The organism is Streptomyces lusitanus, assembly GCF_042647945.1.
Taxonomy (GTDB): Bacteria; Actinomycetota; Actinomycetes; order Streptomycetales; family Streptomycetaceae; genus Streptomyces; species Streptomyces pseudogriseolus.
Genome location: NZ_JBHRWL010000033.1, coordinates 363,945 through 379,524, shown reverse-complemented (window position 1 = coordinate 379,524; position 15,580 = coordinate 363,945). Strand labels below are relative to the sequence as shown.

Annotated in this window: 12 protein-coding genes and 2 tRNA genes; 7 read left to right on the top strand and 7 right to left on the bottom strand. The window is 74.2% G+C overall.

Going from position 1 to position 15,580, the window contains the following annotated elements:
• Window positions 1-34 precede the first annotated feature (34 nt).
• Window positions 35-454: an HGxxPAAW family protein gene (locus ACFOSY_RS33635; protein ID WP_394314346.1), complete on the bottom strand. Its 420-nt coding sequence runs from the start codon at window positions 452-454 to the stop codon at window positions 35-37.
• A gap of 107 nt (window positions 455-561) precedes the next feature.
• Between ACFOSY_RS33635 and ACFOSY_RS33630 the strand changes: the two genes are divergently transcribed.
• The 4 genes from ACFOSY_RS33630 to ACFOSY_RS33615 all read left to right on the top strand — a co-directional run bounded on the left by ACFOSY_RS33630 (window position 562) and on the right by ACFOSY_RS33615 (window position 3,772).
• Window positions 562-1,038, top strand: coding sequence for a MarR family transcriptional regulator (locus ACFOSY_RS33630; RefSeq protein ID WP_394314344.1), 477 nt, complete (start codon window positions 562-564; stop codon window positions 1,036-1,038).
• Window positions 1,039-1,143: 105 nt separating this feature from the next.
• On the top strand, window positions 1,144-1,575 hold the full coding sequence (locus ACFOSY_RS33625) for a DUF7144 family membrane protein (protein WP_369156709.1): 432 nt from the start codon (window positions 1,144-1,146) through the stop codon (window positions 1,573-1,575).
• 41 nt (window positions 1,576-1,616) lie between these two features.
• Entirely contained in the window at window positions 1,617-2,126 is a 510-nt protein-coding gene (locus ACFOSY_RS33620) for a potassium channel family protein (protein WP_394314339.1), read from the top strand.
• A gap of 257 nt (window positions 2,127-2,383) precedes the next feature.
• Window positions 2,384-3,772, top strand: a complete 1,389-nt coding sequence (locus ACFOSY_RS33615) for an FAD-binding oxidoreductase (RefSeq protein WP_394314336.1) — start codon at window positions 2,384-2,386, stop codon at window positions 3,770-3,772.
• Window positions 3,773-3,847: 75 nt separating this feature from the next.
• Here ACFOSY_RS33615 and ACFOSY_RS33610 read toward each other — a convergent pair whose 3' ends face one another.
• The 3 genes from ACFOSY_RS33610 to ACFOSY_RS33600 all read right to left on the bottom strand — a co-directional run bounded on the left by ACFOSY_RS33610 (window position 3,848) and on the right by ACFOSY_RS33600 (window position 5,387).
• A complete protein-coding gene (locus tag ACFOSY_RS33610; RefSeq protein ID WP_394314333.1) occupies window positions 3,848-4,438 on the bottom strand; it encodes a signal protein in 591 nt (196 codons plus the stop codon).
• Window positions 4,439-5,025: 587 nt separating this feature from the next.
• A tRNA-Arg gene (locus ACFOSY_RS33605) sits at window positions 5,026-5,098 on the bottom strand.
• A gap of 198 nt (window positions 5,099-5,296) precedes the next feature.
• Window positions 5,297-5,387: transfer RNA gene (locus tag ACFOSY_RS33600), tRNA-Ser, on the bottom strand.
• A gap of 178 nt (window positions 5,388-5,565) precedes the next feature.
• On the opposite strand from ACFOSY_RS33600, the gene ACFOSY_RS33595 reads away from it, so the two are divergent.
• Together ACFOSY_RS33595 and ACFOSY_RS33590 are read left to right on the top strand one after the other, a co-directional pair.
• Window positions 5,566-6,051, top strand: a complete 486-nt coding sequence (locus tag ACFOSY_RS33595; RefSeq protein ID WP_394314331.1) for an SSI family serine proteinase inhibitor — start codon at window positions 5,566-5,568, stop codon at window positions 6,049-6,051.
• A gap of 216 nt (window positions 6,052-6,267) precedes the next feature.
• Entirely contained in the window at window positions 6,268-11,223 is a 4,956-nt protein-coding gene (locus tag ACFOSY_RS33590) for a hybrid sensor histidine kinase/response regulator (protein WP_394314329.1), read from the top strand.
• Between the two features lie 123 nt (window positions 11,224-11,346).
• Here the strand turns inward: ACFOSY_RS33590 and ACFOSY_RS33585 are convergent, their stop codons facing one another.
• The 3 genes from ACFOSY_RS33585 to ACFOSY_RS33575 form a co-directional block, all read right to left on the bottom strand.
• Window positions 11,347-13,062: a long-chain fatty acid--CoA ligase gene (locus ACFOSY_RS33585; RefSeq protein WP_394314327.1), complete on the bottom strand. Its 1,716-nt coding sequence runs from the start codon at window positions 13,060-13,062 to the stop codon at window positions 11,347-11,349.
• Between the two features lie 85 nt (window positions 13,063-13,147).
• Entirely contained in the window at window positions 13,148-13,708 is a 561-nt protein-coding gene (locus ACFOSY_RS33580) for a SigE family RNA polymerase sigma factor (protein ID WP_394314325.1), read from the bottom strand.
• 267 nt (window positions 13,709-13,975) lie between these two features.
• Window positions 13,976-14,266 carry a hypothetical protein gene (locus ACFOSY_RS33575; protein WP_394314323.1) on the bottom strand — a complete coding sequence of 97 codons (291 nt, stop codon included), beginning with the start codon at window positions 14,264-14,266 and terminating at the stop codon, window positions 13,976-13,978.
• Between the two features lie 359 nt (window positions 14,267-14,625).
• Between ACFOSY_RS33575 and ACFOSY_RS33570 the strand changes: the two genes are divergently transcribed.
• On the top strand, window positions 14,626-15,486 hold the full coding sequence (locus tag ACFOSY_RS33570) for a bifunctional DNA primase/polymerase (protein ID WP_394314321.1): 861 nt from the start codon (window positions 14,626-14,628) through the stop codon (window positions 15,484-15,486).
• Window positions 15,487-15,580: the final 94 nt, after the last annotated feature.

Sequence of the window (15,580 nt, the reverse complement as noted above, 5' to 3'; positions counted from 1 at the left end):
CAACGGACGGCGCGACAACGGCACCTGCGCCGGCTCAGCCCCCCGCACCCACCGCGTCGGCCCCCGCCCGCTCGACTCGCTCGACTCGCTCGGCCCTCTCGGCCGACCCCGTCACAGTCACGGTCACCGGAGCCGCCGTCACGACGACCGTCCCGCCCCTCCGTCCCGCCAGCCGGCACCCCAGGCACTTCGCGTGCCCCGCGCGGGTGCCGCTGTCGCGCACCCGCCAGCTCCACTCCTCCCGCGGCCGCGGCCCCGAGGGCTTGCCCCATCCGGCGAGGTGGAGGACCCAGGTGACGAGCAGGGCGAGCACGTCGACCGCCGCTCCGGCGGCGAGCAGCGGGGCCGAGACGGTGCAGACGCCCGCGCCCAGGACGGCTGTCCCGACGACGGCGATTCCGCAGCCGGTCCAGCCGGCGACCGTGTGCCCGTGGTCATATGGATGCGCGCTCATGTCTGCCCCTCCGCGGCGTCGGCGTTCCTCCGGACCGAATGTCTCACGTCCTAAGGAATTTACAACAGAAACCTCTCGCAAGCTAAGGGAAGTGGGGAAGCCCCGTCATGCACGCCAATCCGCGCCCGCCCGCCACACAGCAGGAGGCGATGTGGGCGATGGACCGACTGATCGCGGCGCACCTGCTCGGTCAGCAGGAGATGGCCCAGGTCATGGGTCTGAACGTCACCGACGTCACCAGCTTCGGCTTCGTCCTGGAGGCGGGCGACGACCTGCTCACCGCCGGTGAGCTGGCCGAGCGGGTCAACGTCACCACCGGCGCGATGACCGGCGTCCTCAACCGCCTGGAACGGGCCGGCTTCATCACCCGCCGTCCCGACCCCGCCGACCGCCGCCGCGTCCGCGTCGCCGCGCAGCCCGACGCGGTGGCCATGGCGCGCAGGCTCTACGAGCCGTACTACGCCCGCCTCGCCGAGCTGTTCGCGGACTACTCGCCCGAGGAGCTGGCCGTACTGAACGACTGGTTCAGGCGCGCCACCCGGCTCGCCGAGGCCTTCCGTGAGGAGAGCCGCTGCCGGACCTGACCCGGCTCAGGCGCCGAGGTGCCGGTCACCGCCCGTGGTGCGACTCTGAATGAGACCGGATCCGCACGCGATCGAACCGCTCGGGGACATCGAAAGGTCGACAACATGGCCGGCAATGTCAGCGGTACGGGCCACCACGGCACCAGCTGGGAGGCCCGCAGCCCCTGGGCGGCGAGCTGGACGGTCGCCGCCGCGTTCCTGATGGTGTTCGGCGGCATCATGGCGATCTTCGAGGGCATCGCCGCCATCGCCCGTGACGACGTCTTCGTCGCCACCCCGAACTTCACGTACGAGTTCAGCCTGACCGGCTGGGGCTGGGTGCATCTGATCCTCGGCGCGCTGGTCGCCGCCGCGGGCATGGCACTGTTCCGGGGGGCCGCCTGGGCCCGTGCCGTGGGTGTCGTGCTGGCCGGGCTGAGCATGATCGCCCACTTCGTGTGGCTGCCCTACCAGCCGGTGTGGTCGATCGTCCTCATCGTCATCGACGGCTTCGTCATCTGGGCCCTGTGCGCACCCCGCCGCGAGTCCCCGGCGTAGAGCGCCCGTCCGGGGGCCCGCGCGGAGGCCGGTCCGGGGGCATGTCCGGCGCCTGGCCCTGGGTGATCCAGCTGGCCGGCCTGACCGCGATGGTCACCGCGTACTTCCTGCTGCCGCTGGACCGCCTGGGCCCGCGCCGCCCGGTGCTGAGCTGGGTGCTGTTCGGTGCGGCCCTCGGGCTGATCGCCCTTCTGCTGCTGGTCCAGGTCGCCCGGGTGCTGCTGAACGCCCCCGGCGTCCGTCCGGGGCTGGTCATCCCGCCGCTGATCTGTCTGTCCGTCCTGGTCTTCGCGACCGCCTATCAGGGGCTCGCCCAGCGCCCCGGCGAACTGGAGGGCATCGGCACGCGCCTGGACGCCCTGTACTTCACGCTGGTCACGCTCGCCACCGTCGGGTACGGGGACATCACCCCGCGCGGTCAGTCCGCGCGCCTCGTCGCGATCCTCCAGATCCTCTACAGCTTCATCTTCCTCACGGCGGCGGTCACCGCCCTGACCACCCATCTGCGCAACGCCCTGCGGCAGCACGGGAATCCGGACCCGCCGCGATGACCACCGGGACGACGCCGCGCCCGCATCGCGCACCAGTGCGACCGGGGTCACACTGAAAAGAACAGGGTGCTCCCCGACGGCCCCGGCGGCCCCTATGTCCCCGGCGGCCCCGGGGACCGCTCTCCCAGGACCCCGGACGAACACGGCCGGACGCCCCGGATGCCCGGACGCCCCTGAGGTCCAGGACGCCGGTTCGTCCGCCCGCGGGCCCGCATCCGGTTCCGCACTGCTCCAAGGGGTGTCCGCTCATGAGCGGCATGGACGCAACCGCACTGGACAATCTGCGCGAGGCCCTGCGAGGCGACCTGGTGACGCCGCAGGACGCCGAGTACGACGAGACCCGCGTCATCTACAACGCGATGATCGACCGCCGTCCCGCCGCCGTCGCCCGCTGCACGGGCACGGCGGACGTGCGCACCACGATCGCCTTCGCCCGGCAGACGGGCGTCGAACTGGCCGTGCGCGGCGGCGGGCACAGCGGCCCCGGCCTGTGCCTGGTCGACGGCGGGCTCACCCTCGACCTGTCCCCGATGCGCTGGGCGCGGGTCGACCCGGTCAACAGGACGGCCCAGGTGGGCGGGGGCAGCCGGCTCGGCGACCTGGACCACGAGACGCACAGCTTCGGGCTCGCCGTGCCCGCCGGCATCAACTCCAACACCGGCGTGGGCGGCCTCACGCTGGGCGGCGGCCACGGCCACCTCACCCGCAAGTACGGCCTGACGATCGACAACCTGGTGGCCGCGGACGTGGTCCTGGCCGACGGCAGCGTCGTCACCGCCACCGAGAAGGAACACCCGGACCTGCTGTGGGCCCTGCGGGGCGGCGGCGGCAACTTCGGCGTCGTCACCTCGTTCACCTTCCGGCTGCACCCGGTGCACACGGTCGGCGTGGCGGCCACCGTCTGGCCGATCGAGCAAACCACGGACGTGCTGCGCTGGTACCGGGAGTTCCTGCCCGCGGCGCCCGAGGACCTCAACGGCTTCTTCGCGGTCATGGTCGTCCCGCCCGCCCCGACCTTCCCCGAACCGCTGCACGGGCAGAAGGTGTGCGCCGTGGTCTGGTGCTACACCGGCGACCTGGAGGGCGGACGGCTGGACGACGTGCTGTCCGTGGTGAACGACCCGGCCCCGCCGGCGTTCCACTTCGCCACGCCGATGCCGTACCCGATGCTCCAGACGATGTTCGACGAGCTGGTCCCCCCGGGGCTCCAGTGGTACTGGCGCGGCGACTTCTTCGACACGATCACCGACGAGGCGGCCTCGGTGCACGAGCGGTTCGGACAGGCGCTGCCGACCGGCCTGTCGACCATGCACCTGTACCCGGTGGACGGAGCGGCCCACGACGTCTCCCCGGGCGAGACGGCCTGGGCCTACCGGGACGCGACCTGGTCCGGCGTCATCGCCGGCGTCGACCCCGACCCGGCCAACGCCGACGTGATCCGCCAGTGGTGCGTCGACTACTGGGCGGAGCTCCACCCGCACTCGATGGGCGGCTCCTACGTCAACTTCATCGGCGAGTTCGACGACACCGACAGCGTCCGCGCCACCTACCGCGACAACTACGCCCGCCTCCGCGCCGTCAAACACACCTACGACCCGGACAACTTCTTCCACGCCAACCAGAACATCCCCCCGGCCACGCCCTGAGCCTCACCGAGCCGCCCGCATCACGCCGCGCGGGAGGGCACACGGTCCTCCCGCCGGTGCTCGGCATCCACGCGTCTACGCCGCGTCCACGGTCAGGGTGTAGTCGACGCCGACCGAAAAGCCGTCCGCCTGGCCGCGGATCTTCAGCGTGTGCTCACCGGCCTCCAGCGCGGGCAGCTGGACCCACAGCCCGCACCCGGTGGCGGTGTAGGCCCCCTCCGTGCCGGTGACGGGGTTGCCGGGAGCGCTGCGAATCTCGATCGTCTCCGCCTGATGGGCGTCCGCGTCGACTTCCTCACCGTCCAGAACGGCGGACCCCTCGGCGGTCTTCATGAAGGCCGCGCAGTCCGCCGATGACCCGATCGTGTTCACGAGAGGGAAGGCAAGGGGCACCCCGTCGGGCACGCTGCACGCGCGCTCGACCTGAGTCCCGAACGTGCCGGCGAGGAACCACACGTCCTGCGGCTGGTTCCGCCCGCACGCGCTCCCGTCCTGATCGGCGACCGGGTTCGTCGGCTCGGGCTCCGACGACGCCCAGGTCCACCACCGGCCCTGCAACTCCTCGGACGAGAGCCTGCCTTCGCCGTCGGTCGCCCTGGCGCCGCACCCCACGAGTGCGGCCAGCACCACGGCGGTGGCCCCCGCCCCGACCATTGCTCGCTTCATGAGTCCCCTCCCGCACCGCACGCAAGCTCCGACCCCCCGGCCGCCGTGCGACATGTGCGGGCACCCTATCCACGAGCCGGACACCGTGGATCACCCCGTGGAACGCCGCAGGCACCACTGCTCTGTGGGGCCTGGACTATGTGCAGCCCGGAGACGGCTCGGCGGAGGCGGTCAAGGGCTCGGCTTCATGGCGTGGCCAAGGGCGATGAGGCCCAGGCCGATGACAGCGACGGTCGGGTAGGAGAAGCCGCTGACTGCCACGAGCACCGCGCCGGCTCCCCACACCCTCGGCTGCCGCACATGGCGTTGCAGCCATCGCCCTGGCAGGCGCCCGAGCAACAGGCCGTGGACCCCCAGCACCGCGCATGCCAACCACAGAGTGATCAGTGCGACAGCCGCAGCCAGCCCTACGGTCGCGAACGCCGGCCCCACAGCTCACCCCCATACGTCTGCCCGTCGGCAGCCACAGCGAGCGGCCGGCCGCCGGATGTCAGGGACGGTACCGGCTGACGCGGTTGCCGTACTCCGCCGCTGTGCGCGCAGCAAACGCCAGAGGCCCCGGATCTCTCCGGGGCCTCTGGGCTGTGTGCACTCGGCAGGATTCGAACCTGCAACCTTCTGATCCGTAGTCAGATGCTCTATCCGTTAAGCTACGAGTGCTTGTCTCTTCATTTGTCTCGCCGCTCCCGGCCCTTTCGGCCCGCTCGCGGCGACAGGAAGAACATTACATGACTGCCGCCGCCATGTGAAATCCGTTTGCCCTACCCCTTGTGACCTGCGGAAACGCCGCGGGAGGTCCGGACGGCGCGGGGGAACGACGAAGCCCCGGCCGCTGGGGCCGGGGCTTCGTGTTCGGGGCGGAGGCGGAGGGATTTGAACCCTCGATGGGCTTTAAGGCCCAAACCGCATTAGCAGTGCGGCGCCATAGACCGGACTAGGCGACGCCTCCATGCACAACCTGCTGCGCGCGGGCGCGAGTGGGTGGTGCGTGCCGATGATGACACAACCGTGTGGGGTGTCACCAATCGCCCCCCACGGTACTAGGCGGGGAGCCCGCAGGGCAAAGCCCTTCCGACCGGCACGCCGTCGTGGCGCAACGTCCCGCGTTCCGGCGCGTTGATCACGGCATGACTGCCCTCTCCCCGCTCCTTCCCTCCTCGTCCCCGCGGAGGCGGCTCCTCACCGGGGGCGCCGCGCTCGTCGCGGTCCTCGCCTCGCTCACCGCGTCCCCCTCCCCGGCGCGCGCAGGGGAGCCCGCGCCGGACGGCGACCGGCTCACCGTCACCGTGCGGGACGCGGGCGGCGGGGCGGACGGGACGTACGAGGTGCGGTGCCGGCCGAGCGGCGGCACGCATCCCGACCCCGCGGGCGCCTGCGCGGCCGTCGAGCGGCGGACAAGGTGGGGCCAGGACGCCTTCGCCCCGGTGGAGCCGGACGCCGTGTGCACCATGCAGTACGGCGGCCCCGCCACCGCCCGGATCACCGGCACCTGGGCCGGCCGCCGCGTCGACGCGACGTACGACCGTACGAACGGATGCGCGATCGCACGCTGGGACCGGCTCGTGCCGCTGCTGCCCGAGGTGGGCCGGGCGGCGGGTGCGCCGGGGGCGTAAAGGTCCCGCGAAGGTTCGCGGCGCGTCGGCCCAGGCAGGCGCGGTTCCGGACGTACCGGGCGTCACATCACCGTCACCTCGGGGTGCGATGTGCGTCCCATCCGGCGTCCCCGGCGCACCCCCAGCCCTTAGACTCCCTCCCGTGACACGCTGCGGGCCGGTTGGCAAGATGGCCCGAGCGGTCGGCACGTCGCGGTAACAGGGAGGAAGCGTCTCGTGAGCAGCAGGCCATCCCGAGGCGCTGCTCGCCTCGCAGCCATACTGGACGCGCTTCCCGACGCCCTGGTGCTGGTCAACGCCAACGGGACCGTCGTCAACGCCAACACCATCGCCCTCGAGGCCTTCGAGGCTCCGGGCACCGCCCTGGTGGGGCGCGGGCTGCTGGACCTGCTGCCGGAGTTCGACAGCAAGCTCATCCCCGGCTCCATGCGGCGCCCCGACCACATCGACCCCCGCGGACGCACCAAGCCGACCCGGATGACCGCCCGGCGGACCGACGGGACCGAGTTCCCCGTCGAGGTCACCAGCGCCAACCTCGAGAACACGCAGCACACCTACGACAGTTACGGCTACACCGGCGACGAGCTGCTGATGCTCGTCGTCCGGGACCTGTCCGGCACCGTCGACACCGAGGCCGAGCTCGCCCGGTCGCAGCGGCAGACGGAGATGATCCTGCGGGCCGCCTCCGAGGGCGTCGTCGGCACCGACACCGACGGGCGGATCGTCCTGGTCAACCCGGCCGCCGCCCAGATCCTCGGCTACCGGGCCGGCGAGCTCGGCGGCCGCGAGCTGCACACCCTCGTGCTGCACTCCCGCGCCGACGGCTCCCCCTTCCCGTACGCCGAGTCCCCGCTCGCCGACACCCTGCGCTCCGGCCGCAAGCACCGCGTGCGCGGCCAGGTCCTCTACGCCAAGAACGGCGACAAGCTGCCCGTCGACCTCACCACCGCCCCGGTGCGCGACGGCGACCAGCTCGTCGGCGCGGTCATGACGTTCCTCGACCGCCGCCCCTACGACGCGCTGGTCGAGGAGAAGGAGACCGCCGAGCGGGAGCACGCCGAGGAGCTGGAGCGGCTCGCCGAGGAGCACGGCTCCGAGCTGACCGCCCTGCGCCAGAGCCACGTCACCGAGGTGGAGGAACTCCGCGAGCAGCACGCGGAGGAACTCGCCGCCCACGAGGAGCGGTACGCGGCCCTCGGCGAGCGCGAGAAGGACCGCTACGAGGCCCTCGCCGCCCGGCACGACCAGCTGCTCACCCTCCTCGGCCGCTCCCTGCGCGGCCCGCTCGACGAACTGCGCCGCGAACTGGCCGCGCTGGCCGCCGACGACGCGGGCCAGCTGTGGCCCGAGGCCAACCAGGTGCTCCACCACCTGTCGGCCGGCTACTCCCGCATCACCACCCTCATCGACAACGTCCTCGGCTACCAGCGGCTCGACGCCGGTACCGAGCAGATCGCCCGCACGAAGGTGATGCTCGACGCGGTCGTCGCGGCCGGTGTCGACGGGGCCGTGGAGCTGATCGGCCCCGGCCGGGTGCAGTTCGCGGTGCACGCGCCGCCCATCGAGGCCGAGGTGGACGCGCGTCTGCTCGCGACCGCCCTCGCGCATCTGGTCGCCGACGTCGCGGGCGTCGACGCGACCGGCAACACGCCCCTGTCGGCGGGCGGTTACCTGGACAACACGGTCGTCGTCGCGGCGGCCCAGCGCGGCGAGGTCGTCCGCATCGAGGTGCGCGGCCCGTACGGCGGCGGCGACCCGGTGCACGAGCCGGTCGTGCGCGGGATCGTCCGGGCGCACGGCGGCGTGCTCCAGACGCACGAGGTGCCGGGGATGAGCGGCAGCGCGTTCGTCCTCGAGGTGCCGATCGGCGGCGGGGCGGGGACCGTGCCGCAGGAGGAGGCGGCGCAGGCCGAGGAGGCCGCCGCTCCCGCCGAGCCCGCAGAGCCCGCTCCGAGCGGCGGACGGCGCCGGGCGCGGCGCGCGTCCGTCGACGCGTTCCTGGAGAGCGACGTGCCGGGCGGCGGCGACGGTGACGCTCCGGCGGCGGCCGCGGCCGAGGCGCCGCAGCCCACCGGGCGGCGCAGGCGGCGGGCGGCGGCTCCGGCCGAGCCCGCGCAGGCGCAGCAGGGGCAGGCGCAGCAGGCCCAGCTGCCGGCTCAGGTGTCCGGTGAGGGCGCGGTCGCGTCCGGCGGGACCGGGCGACGGCGTGGCCGTCCTGCCGAGGCCCCGGCCGCCGCGACGGGCGCGGAGGTCGAACTCGCCGGTGCCGCGGGGGCGGGTGCGGGGGTGTCCGAGGGCGCCGTCGTCACCGCGGCCGAGCACGCGGCGGGCGCCGCGGCCTCCAACACCGGGCTGGGCGGGACCGTACCGCCGCAGGGTGTGCCCGCACCGTCCGGACGCCGGGCCCGGCGCGCGGCCGGTGAACAGCAGGCGCTCGCACCGGCGCTGCCCGCGGGCGGCGAGACGAACGGCGCGCCCGGCGCGGTCGCCGTGCACGTGCCCGCCCAGGGCACGGGGCCGGACCAGCAGCCGCAGCCGACGGGACGGCGCCGGCGTGCGCTGGCCGCCGCGAACGAGCGCGCTGCGGCGCAGGAGGCGGCGCCGCGCACGGTGTTCGCGCTGCCGCCGGCCGACGCGGACCAGGACGAGCAGGCGGCCCGCGCCACCGAGCGGCAGGTCGCCGCGCAGGCGCCTCCGGTGGCTCAGCAGGCGCCGCAGATTCCGCAGGCGCCTGTGGTGCCGGGGCAGATGCCGGGAGGTCAGGAGCTGCCGGGCGGTCAGGGAGTCGCGCCGGTGCCTCCGGGGGCCGTGGCGAACGGGCAGGCGGCTGGTCCGGCGCCGCAGCCGGTCCCTCCGGGCGCACAGCCGGTGGGTCCCGTCGCAGGACAGGCCGTACCTCCGAACGGGCAGGCGGTGCCGAGCGCCCCGCAGGCGGTTGCTCCGCACCCGCAGGCCGGCGGTCCGGGACTCCAGCCGGTCGGGACGAACGCGGCGGCTGCGGGGGCCGCGCCTCAGCCTGCCGCGCCGGGCCTCCAGCCCGTCGGCCCCCACGCGCAACCGGTACCCCCGAGCCCGCAGCCCGTACCGCCGGCCGTACCGGCCGCCGGGCCCGCGCCCCAGCCCGTCGCGCCCGGTCTCCAGCCCCCGGGCACGCACCCGCAGGCCCCGCAGCCCGTTCCTCCGAACCAGCAGGGCTCGGCGGCGACGCCCCAGGCAGCCGGGCCGAACCTCCAGCCCGTCGGCCCGAACGCGCAGCCCGTACAGCCCGTACAGCCCAACGCACCGGCCGCCGGGCCCGCACCCCAGCCCGCCGCGCCGGGGCTCCAGCCGGTCGGGCCCAACGCGCAGGCACCGCAGCCCGTACCGCCGAACCCGCAGGCCCCGCAGCCGACCGGCGCCGCCGCTCGGGCGGCCCAGCCCGGCGCCCCGTCGCCGCAGGCGGGCGCGCAGCCTGCCCCCGTTCCCGCCCAGCAGGGCGTCCCGGCCGCCGATGCCGGGCAGCACGACGCCGTGCCGGTGGACCAGTCCGAGGACCACACCCCGCCGCAGCCGCACCCCACCAGCGCGCCCACGGGCCGCCGTCGGCGTGCGGTCGCCCCGCCGTCCGAGGCGGCGCAGGCGCCCGGCGCTCCCGAGCAGTGGGGGGCCGCGCCCGCGCAGAACGCGCCCGCCGCGGCCCCGCTCCCTCCGGCGCAGCCGCTGCCCGCCGAGGCACCGCCCGCACAGGGCGGCCCGGGCGCGGCCACCCCGCCCGCCGGGACCCCGGCCCCACCGCAGTGGCCCGCCGCCGGTGACACCTCCGCCGCCGGTACGCCCGTGCCGAACGCCCCGCAGCCCACGCCGTCGGGCGGCACCCCCCTGCCGCCCGAGGGCGCGCCCGTACCGGACCGGCGGGCCGCCGCCCAGCCGCTGCCCGCCGAGGCCGCCGCGCCGGTGGACCCGAACTCGACGCAGGGGCGTGCGATCAGCGTGCGGACGCTGGGTCAGGGCGTGCCGTTCAACCGGCAGGCCGCCCAGGTCCAGCAGCCGCTGGCGTCGGCCACGCCGCCCCCGCACCAGCCGGGCGGTTCCGGCCGTCGCCGCAAGCTCGGCACCCGCAACGACCAGGCCGCGACGAACGGCCAGACGTCCGCCGGGCAGGCCCCCGGCGCCGGCCAGGGCGCCCGCCCGCACCCGCAGGGCGACCCCGTGCCGCCCGCCGGGCAGGCGCCCGCGCCGCAGCAGGACCGCACCCCGGCCGCCGCCCTCGCCCAGCCCGCGGCGCAGCCGACGCCGACGCCGGCCGGGCAGTCCCGGCTCGCGCCGGCCCCCGAGGCCGCCGGACGCTCCTACGCGATAGGGGCCCCGGACGCGGACGCCGCCGAGGGACCCGAGCCGCTGGACGGTCCGGGCGGTGCCGTGGAGGTGGCGGACCCGCCGCGTCCGCAGCCGATGGACGACGAACTGCCGCCGGAGCCGCTGGACAACCCGCGCCGGCTGCTGGTGTGGCCCGCGCCGGACGTGGCGACGCAGCAGGCGCTGAGCGACCGCGGCTACCGCCCGGTGATCGTGCACTCCCGTGAGGAGGTCGACGCGCAGATCGCGGCCTTCCCGGCGGCGCTGTTCGTCGACCCGCTGACCGGGCCGATCACCCGTACCGCCCTGCAGTCGCTGCGTCAGGCGGCGGGCGCGGCGGAGGTGCCGGTGCTGGTCACGGCCGGGCTCGGCCAGGCCTCCCGCGACGCCGCGTACGGCGCCGACCCCGCCGTGCTGCTGAAGGCGCTCGCGCCGCGCGACAGCGAACAGCACCCGCCGCGCGTGCTGCTGATCGAGGAGCACGCGGAGATCGCGCTGGCCCTGACCGGCACGCTGGAACGGCGCGGTATGCAGGTCGCGCGGGCCGCGAGCGACGCCGACGCGGTGACGCTGGCGGGTCAGTTCCGTCCGAACCTGGTGGTGATGGACCTGATGCAGGTGCACCGCCAGGCCGGACAGGCCGGCATCGTCGACTGGCTGCGGGCGAACGGGCAGCTCACCCGCACCCCGCTGGTCGTCTACACGGCCGCCGTCGACGCGGCGGACCTGCCGCGGCTGGCCTCCGGCGAGACGGTGCTGTTCCTCGCGGAGCGGTCCACCAGCGCGGAGGTGCAGGAGCGGATCGTCGACCTGCTGTCGCGCATCGGGACCAACTGACCTTCCGAGCCGGGCCACAGGGCGCGGACCGGGGCAACGGGAACGGGACGAAAGAACGCCGGGCGGTGAGCGCGGGTGTCGCGCTCACCGCCCGGCGTTCCCTCTTCCGGGTCCGGGGCCGGATCAGATCCGCGTGACGTCCAGCGTGCCCTCGGCGTACTGCCGGCGCAGCACCTTCTTGTCGAACTTGCCCACGCTGGTCTTCGGCACCGCCTCGATCACCGTCCAGCGCTCCGGCAGCTGCCACTTGGCGATCTTCCGCTCCTCCTGGAGGAAGGCGCGCAGCGTGGTGAAGTCGGCGGTGGCGCCCTCCTTGAGGACGACCGTGGCGAGCGGGCGCTCGCCCCACTTGTCGTCGGGGACGGCGACCACGGCGGCCTCGGCCACGTCCGGGTGCGCCATCAGCGCGTTCTCCAGCTCCACCGAGGAGATCCACTCGCCGCCCGACTTGATGACGTCCTTGGCGCGGTCGGTCAGGGTGAGGAAGCCGTCGGGGCTGATGGTGCCGACGTCGCCGGTCTTGAGCCAGCCGTCCTCGCTGAACTTGTCGGCCGGGCGCAGCGCTTCGGCGTCGGGGCCGTTGTAGTAGGCGCCGGCGATCCACGGGCCGCGCACCTCCAGCTCGCCCGCGGACTCGCCGTCCCAGGGGAGACGCTCGCCGCCGGGGCCGGTGAGGCGGGCCTCGACGCCGGCCGGGAAGCGGCCCTGGGTCAGCCGGTAGGCCAGCTCCTCGTCGGTGCCGACGACGTGGGCCGGCGGGCGGGCGATGGTGCCGAGCGGGGAGGTCTCCGTCATGCCCCAGGCGTGGCAGACGCGCATGCCCAGCTTGTCGAACGCCTCCATCAGCGAGGGCGGGCAGGCGGAGCCGCCGATGGTGACCTGGGTGAGGGAGGAGACGTCGCGGGGGCGGGCGGTGAGCTCGGCGAGGAGCCCCTGCCAGATGGTGGGGACGGCGGCGGCGTGCGTCGGCCTCTCACCCTCGATCATCTCGGCGAGCGGGGCGGGCTGGAGGAAGCGGTCCGGCATCAGCATGTTGACGCCGGTCATGAACGTGGCGTGCGGCAGGCCCCAGGCGTTGACGTGGAACTGCGGGACGACGACCAGGGACGTGTCCTGGTCGGTCAGGCCCATCGACTGGGTCATGTTCACCTGCATGGAGTGCAGGTAGATCGACCGGTGGCTGTAGACCACGCCCTTGGGGTCGCCGGTGGTGCCGGAGGTGTAACACATGGCGGCGGCGGACCGCTCGTCCAGCTCCGGCCAGTCGTAGGCGACGGGGTGTCCGGCGATCAGTTCCTCGTACTCGTGCACGCGGACCTGGGTGTCGGCCAGGGGGGAGCGGTCGCCGGGACCGGAGACCACGATGTGCTCGACGGTCTTGAGGTGCGGCAGCAGCGGGGCGATCAGCGGGATCAGCGAGCCGTTGACGATGACCACGCGGTCGGCGGCGTGGTTGACGATCCACGCGAGCTGCTCGGCCGGCAGGCGGAGGTTGAGCGTGTGGAGCACGGCGCCCATCGCGGGGATCGCGAAGTACGCCTCGACGTGCTCGGCGTTGTTCCACATCAGGGTGGCGACCCGCTCGTCGCCGTCGACGCCGAGGTCGTCGCGCAGGGCGTGCGCCAGCTGGGCGGCCCGGGCGCCGATCTCCGCGTAGGAACGGCGCTGCGGTGCTCCCTCGCCGGTCCAGGTGATCACCTGCGAAGTGCCGTGGATCGTCGACCCGTGGGTCAGGATCCTCGAGATCAGCAGCGGTACGTCCTGCATGGTGCTCAGCACGGCGTCCTCCTGGGCGACATTGCCTGGCGTCGGTACGGGATGCGCTGATTCTGCGCACATACCGCGCGGTATGTCACTAGGGGAGCGGATGATCGATCACGCTCAGGCGGACGACGCGCGCCTTCAGGTTCCGTTCATTTCCTCCTCAGTTCCGAACAAGTCCCAGCTCAGCGTCCTCGCGGAGCTTGCCGAGCGCCCGCGACACGGCCGACTTCACCGTCCCGACCGAGACGCCGAGCACCTCTGCCGTCTGGGCCTCGCTGAGGTCCTCGTAGTACCGCAGCACGACCATCGCCCGCTGGCGTGCGGGCAGCCGCATGACCGCCCTCCACATCGCGTCCCGCAGGGCCTGCTGCTCGGCGGGGTCGTCGCGGCCCGGCACCGGGTCCGGCTCGGGCAGCTCGTCGCAGGCGAACTCGTCGACCTTGCGCTTGCGCCACTGCGAGGTGCGCGTGTTCACCAGCGCCCGGCGGACATAGCCGTCCAGCGCCCGGTGGTCCTCTATCCGCTCCCAGGCGACGTACGTCTTGGCGAGCGCGGTCTGCAGCAGGTCCTCCGCGTCGCTGGGGTTTCCGGTCAGCGACCGGGCGGTCCGCAGGAGCACCGGCTGGCGGGCCCTCATGTACGACGAGAACGACGCGTACGGGAGGGTCTGCGTCGCCGGGGCGGCGGCGTTCGAAGCGCTGGTGCAGACGGGTGTGGTCATGTCGTCCACGCTAGGAGCGGGGGCCGCCCGGCGGATCGCCCGCAGGTCCCGAAGCCGGATCCCCCTCAGGTTGTAGGGGTGGTGCCCGCCCCACCTCCCAGAGGTGGACGGGCGGATGAGGGGTCCTGCGGGTCACCCCTGAGGTCCGGCGCGCCGCCTTGAGGACCGGCGCCCGGCGCGGCGGCGCCGAAGCGCCGCCGCACGGACGTCCTCCCCCTTGTCCCGCGTCCCCCCCTTCTCCCCTTGTGCTCCCCCCTGCCTACGCAGTCAGATCGCCGGCCACCAGAGGGGGGCGAAGCTGATGGCCACGTTGTCCTCGCCCTGGTTGACGTTGGTGAACGCGGAACCGTTGACCTGGGCGGTATTGCTCTCGTTCTCGGCGCCGGCCCCTACGGCCTGCTGCTGCGTGGTGGCGGAGTTGCCGAAGTTGTCCCCGCCGACTCCGGTACCGAGGGCGCCGACGCCGTTGTCCGCCGTCGCGACTCCCGCGAAGAGCGCGGCCGCGAGCGGGAGCGCGGAGACGGCGGCGATGACGCGGGCGGTACGGATGCTTGCCATGTTGTGTTCCCTCCAGAACCAAGGACGCGCCGGGTCACGGCCGTCCCATGCGTGAACTGTGGCTTTCACCAGGGAAGTTGGCCCCCCGCCCTGGCGCTGTGCACGACGTCGCAAGATCAGGATTGCCCAGCCGGCGCCCCGGAACCACCTCGGAAGCCGTGATTCGCACGCAAGCGTGAGAAGCCGCCGATAAACCCCCGATCAACCCTGATTCCCGCCCGGTTCGACCCCGGGCGGCAGCAGCCCTGGCGCCCCAAGGGAGGAAGCGTTTCGGCGCCCCGCCGGCCGGTGCCTTCGCACCCCCGAGGCGCCCCCCACACCCTCTTCCCTTCTTCGAACGTGTGTACGAACATAGTCGTATGGCCACCACCGACCGGCAGGCCACGACGCTGGCCCTCGCACACGCCCTGTCAGCCGCCGAACGCGGACTGGCCGTCATCCCGCTGTCCCGCACCAAGCTCCCGGCCCTGCGCTCCCCCCACCGCGACGACCCGTCCCACCCGCCCTGCCACGGCGAGTGCGGCCGCTTCGGCCACGGCGTGTACGACGCCACCACCGACCCGGCGCGGATCCGCGCCCTGTTCGCCGCCGCGCCCCGCGCGACCGGCTACGGCATCGCCTGCGGCCTGCCCCCGTACCACCTCATAGGCGTGGACCTCGACACGAAGAACGGCACCGACCCGAGAACCGCCCTGCGCGCCCTCGCCTTACGGCACGGCTTCACCGTCCCGCCCACGGTGGTCGTCCTCACCCCGAGCGGCGGCCGCCACCTCTGGCTGAGCGGCCCGCCCGACGTCGTCGTCCCCAACTCCGCCGGCCGCCTCGCCCCCGGCATCGACATCCGAGGCGCCGGCGGCTACCTCGTCGGCCCCGGTTCCCGTACGGAACACGGCACGTACCGGGCCGCGCCCGGCGCCGCGCACCTGGCGCCCGCGCCCTGCCCGCCGGCCCTGCTGCGCCTGCTCCTGCCGCCGCCCCGCGCCCACCACCCGACGCCCCCGTCCGCCGGCGGACACGGCCAGGGCCTGGTCCAGTTCGTGCTCGCGGCGCACGAGGGCCAGCGCAACACCCGCCTGTTCTGGGCGGCCTGCCGCGCCTACGAGGACGGCATCGGCCCCGAACTGGTGGAACCGCTGGTCGACGCGGCCCGCGCCACGGGCCTGTCCGAACGCGAGGCACGCGCGACGATCGCGTCGGCCGCCCGCATGACAGGCCACTGAGGCCGCGGCACGGTCCCGTGTCCTTCCGAGCCCCGCTCTCTCCTCCTCCCCCCCCCACGCCCCCGCGCACGCGCCCGAAATTCGAAAGACCCGC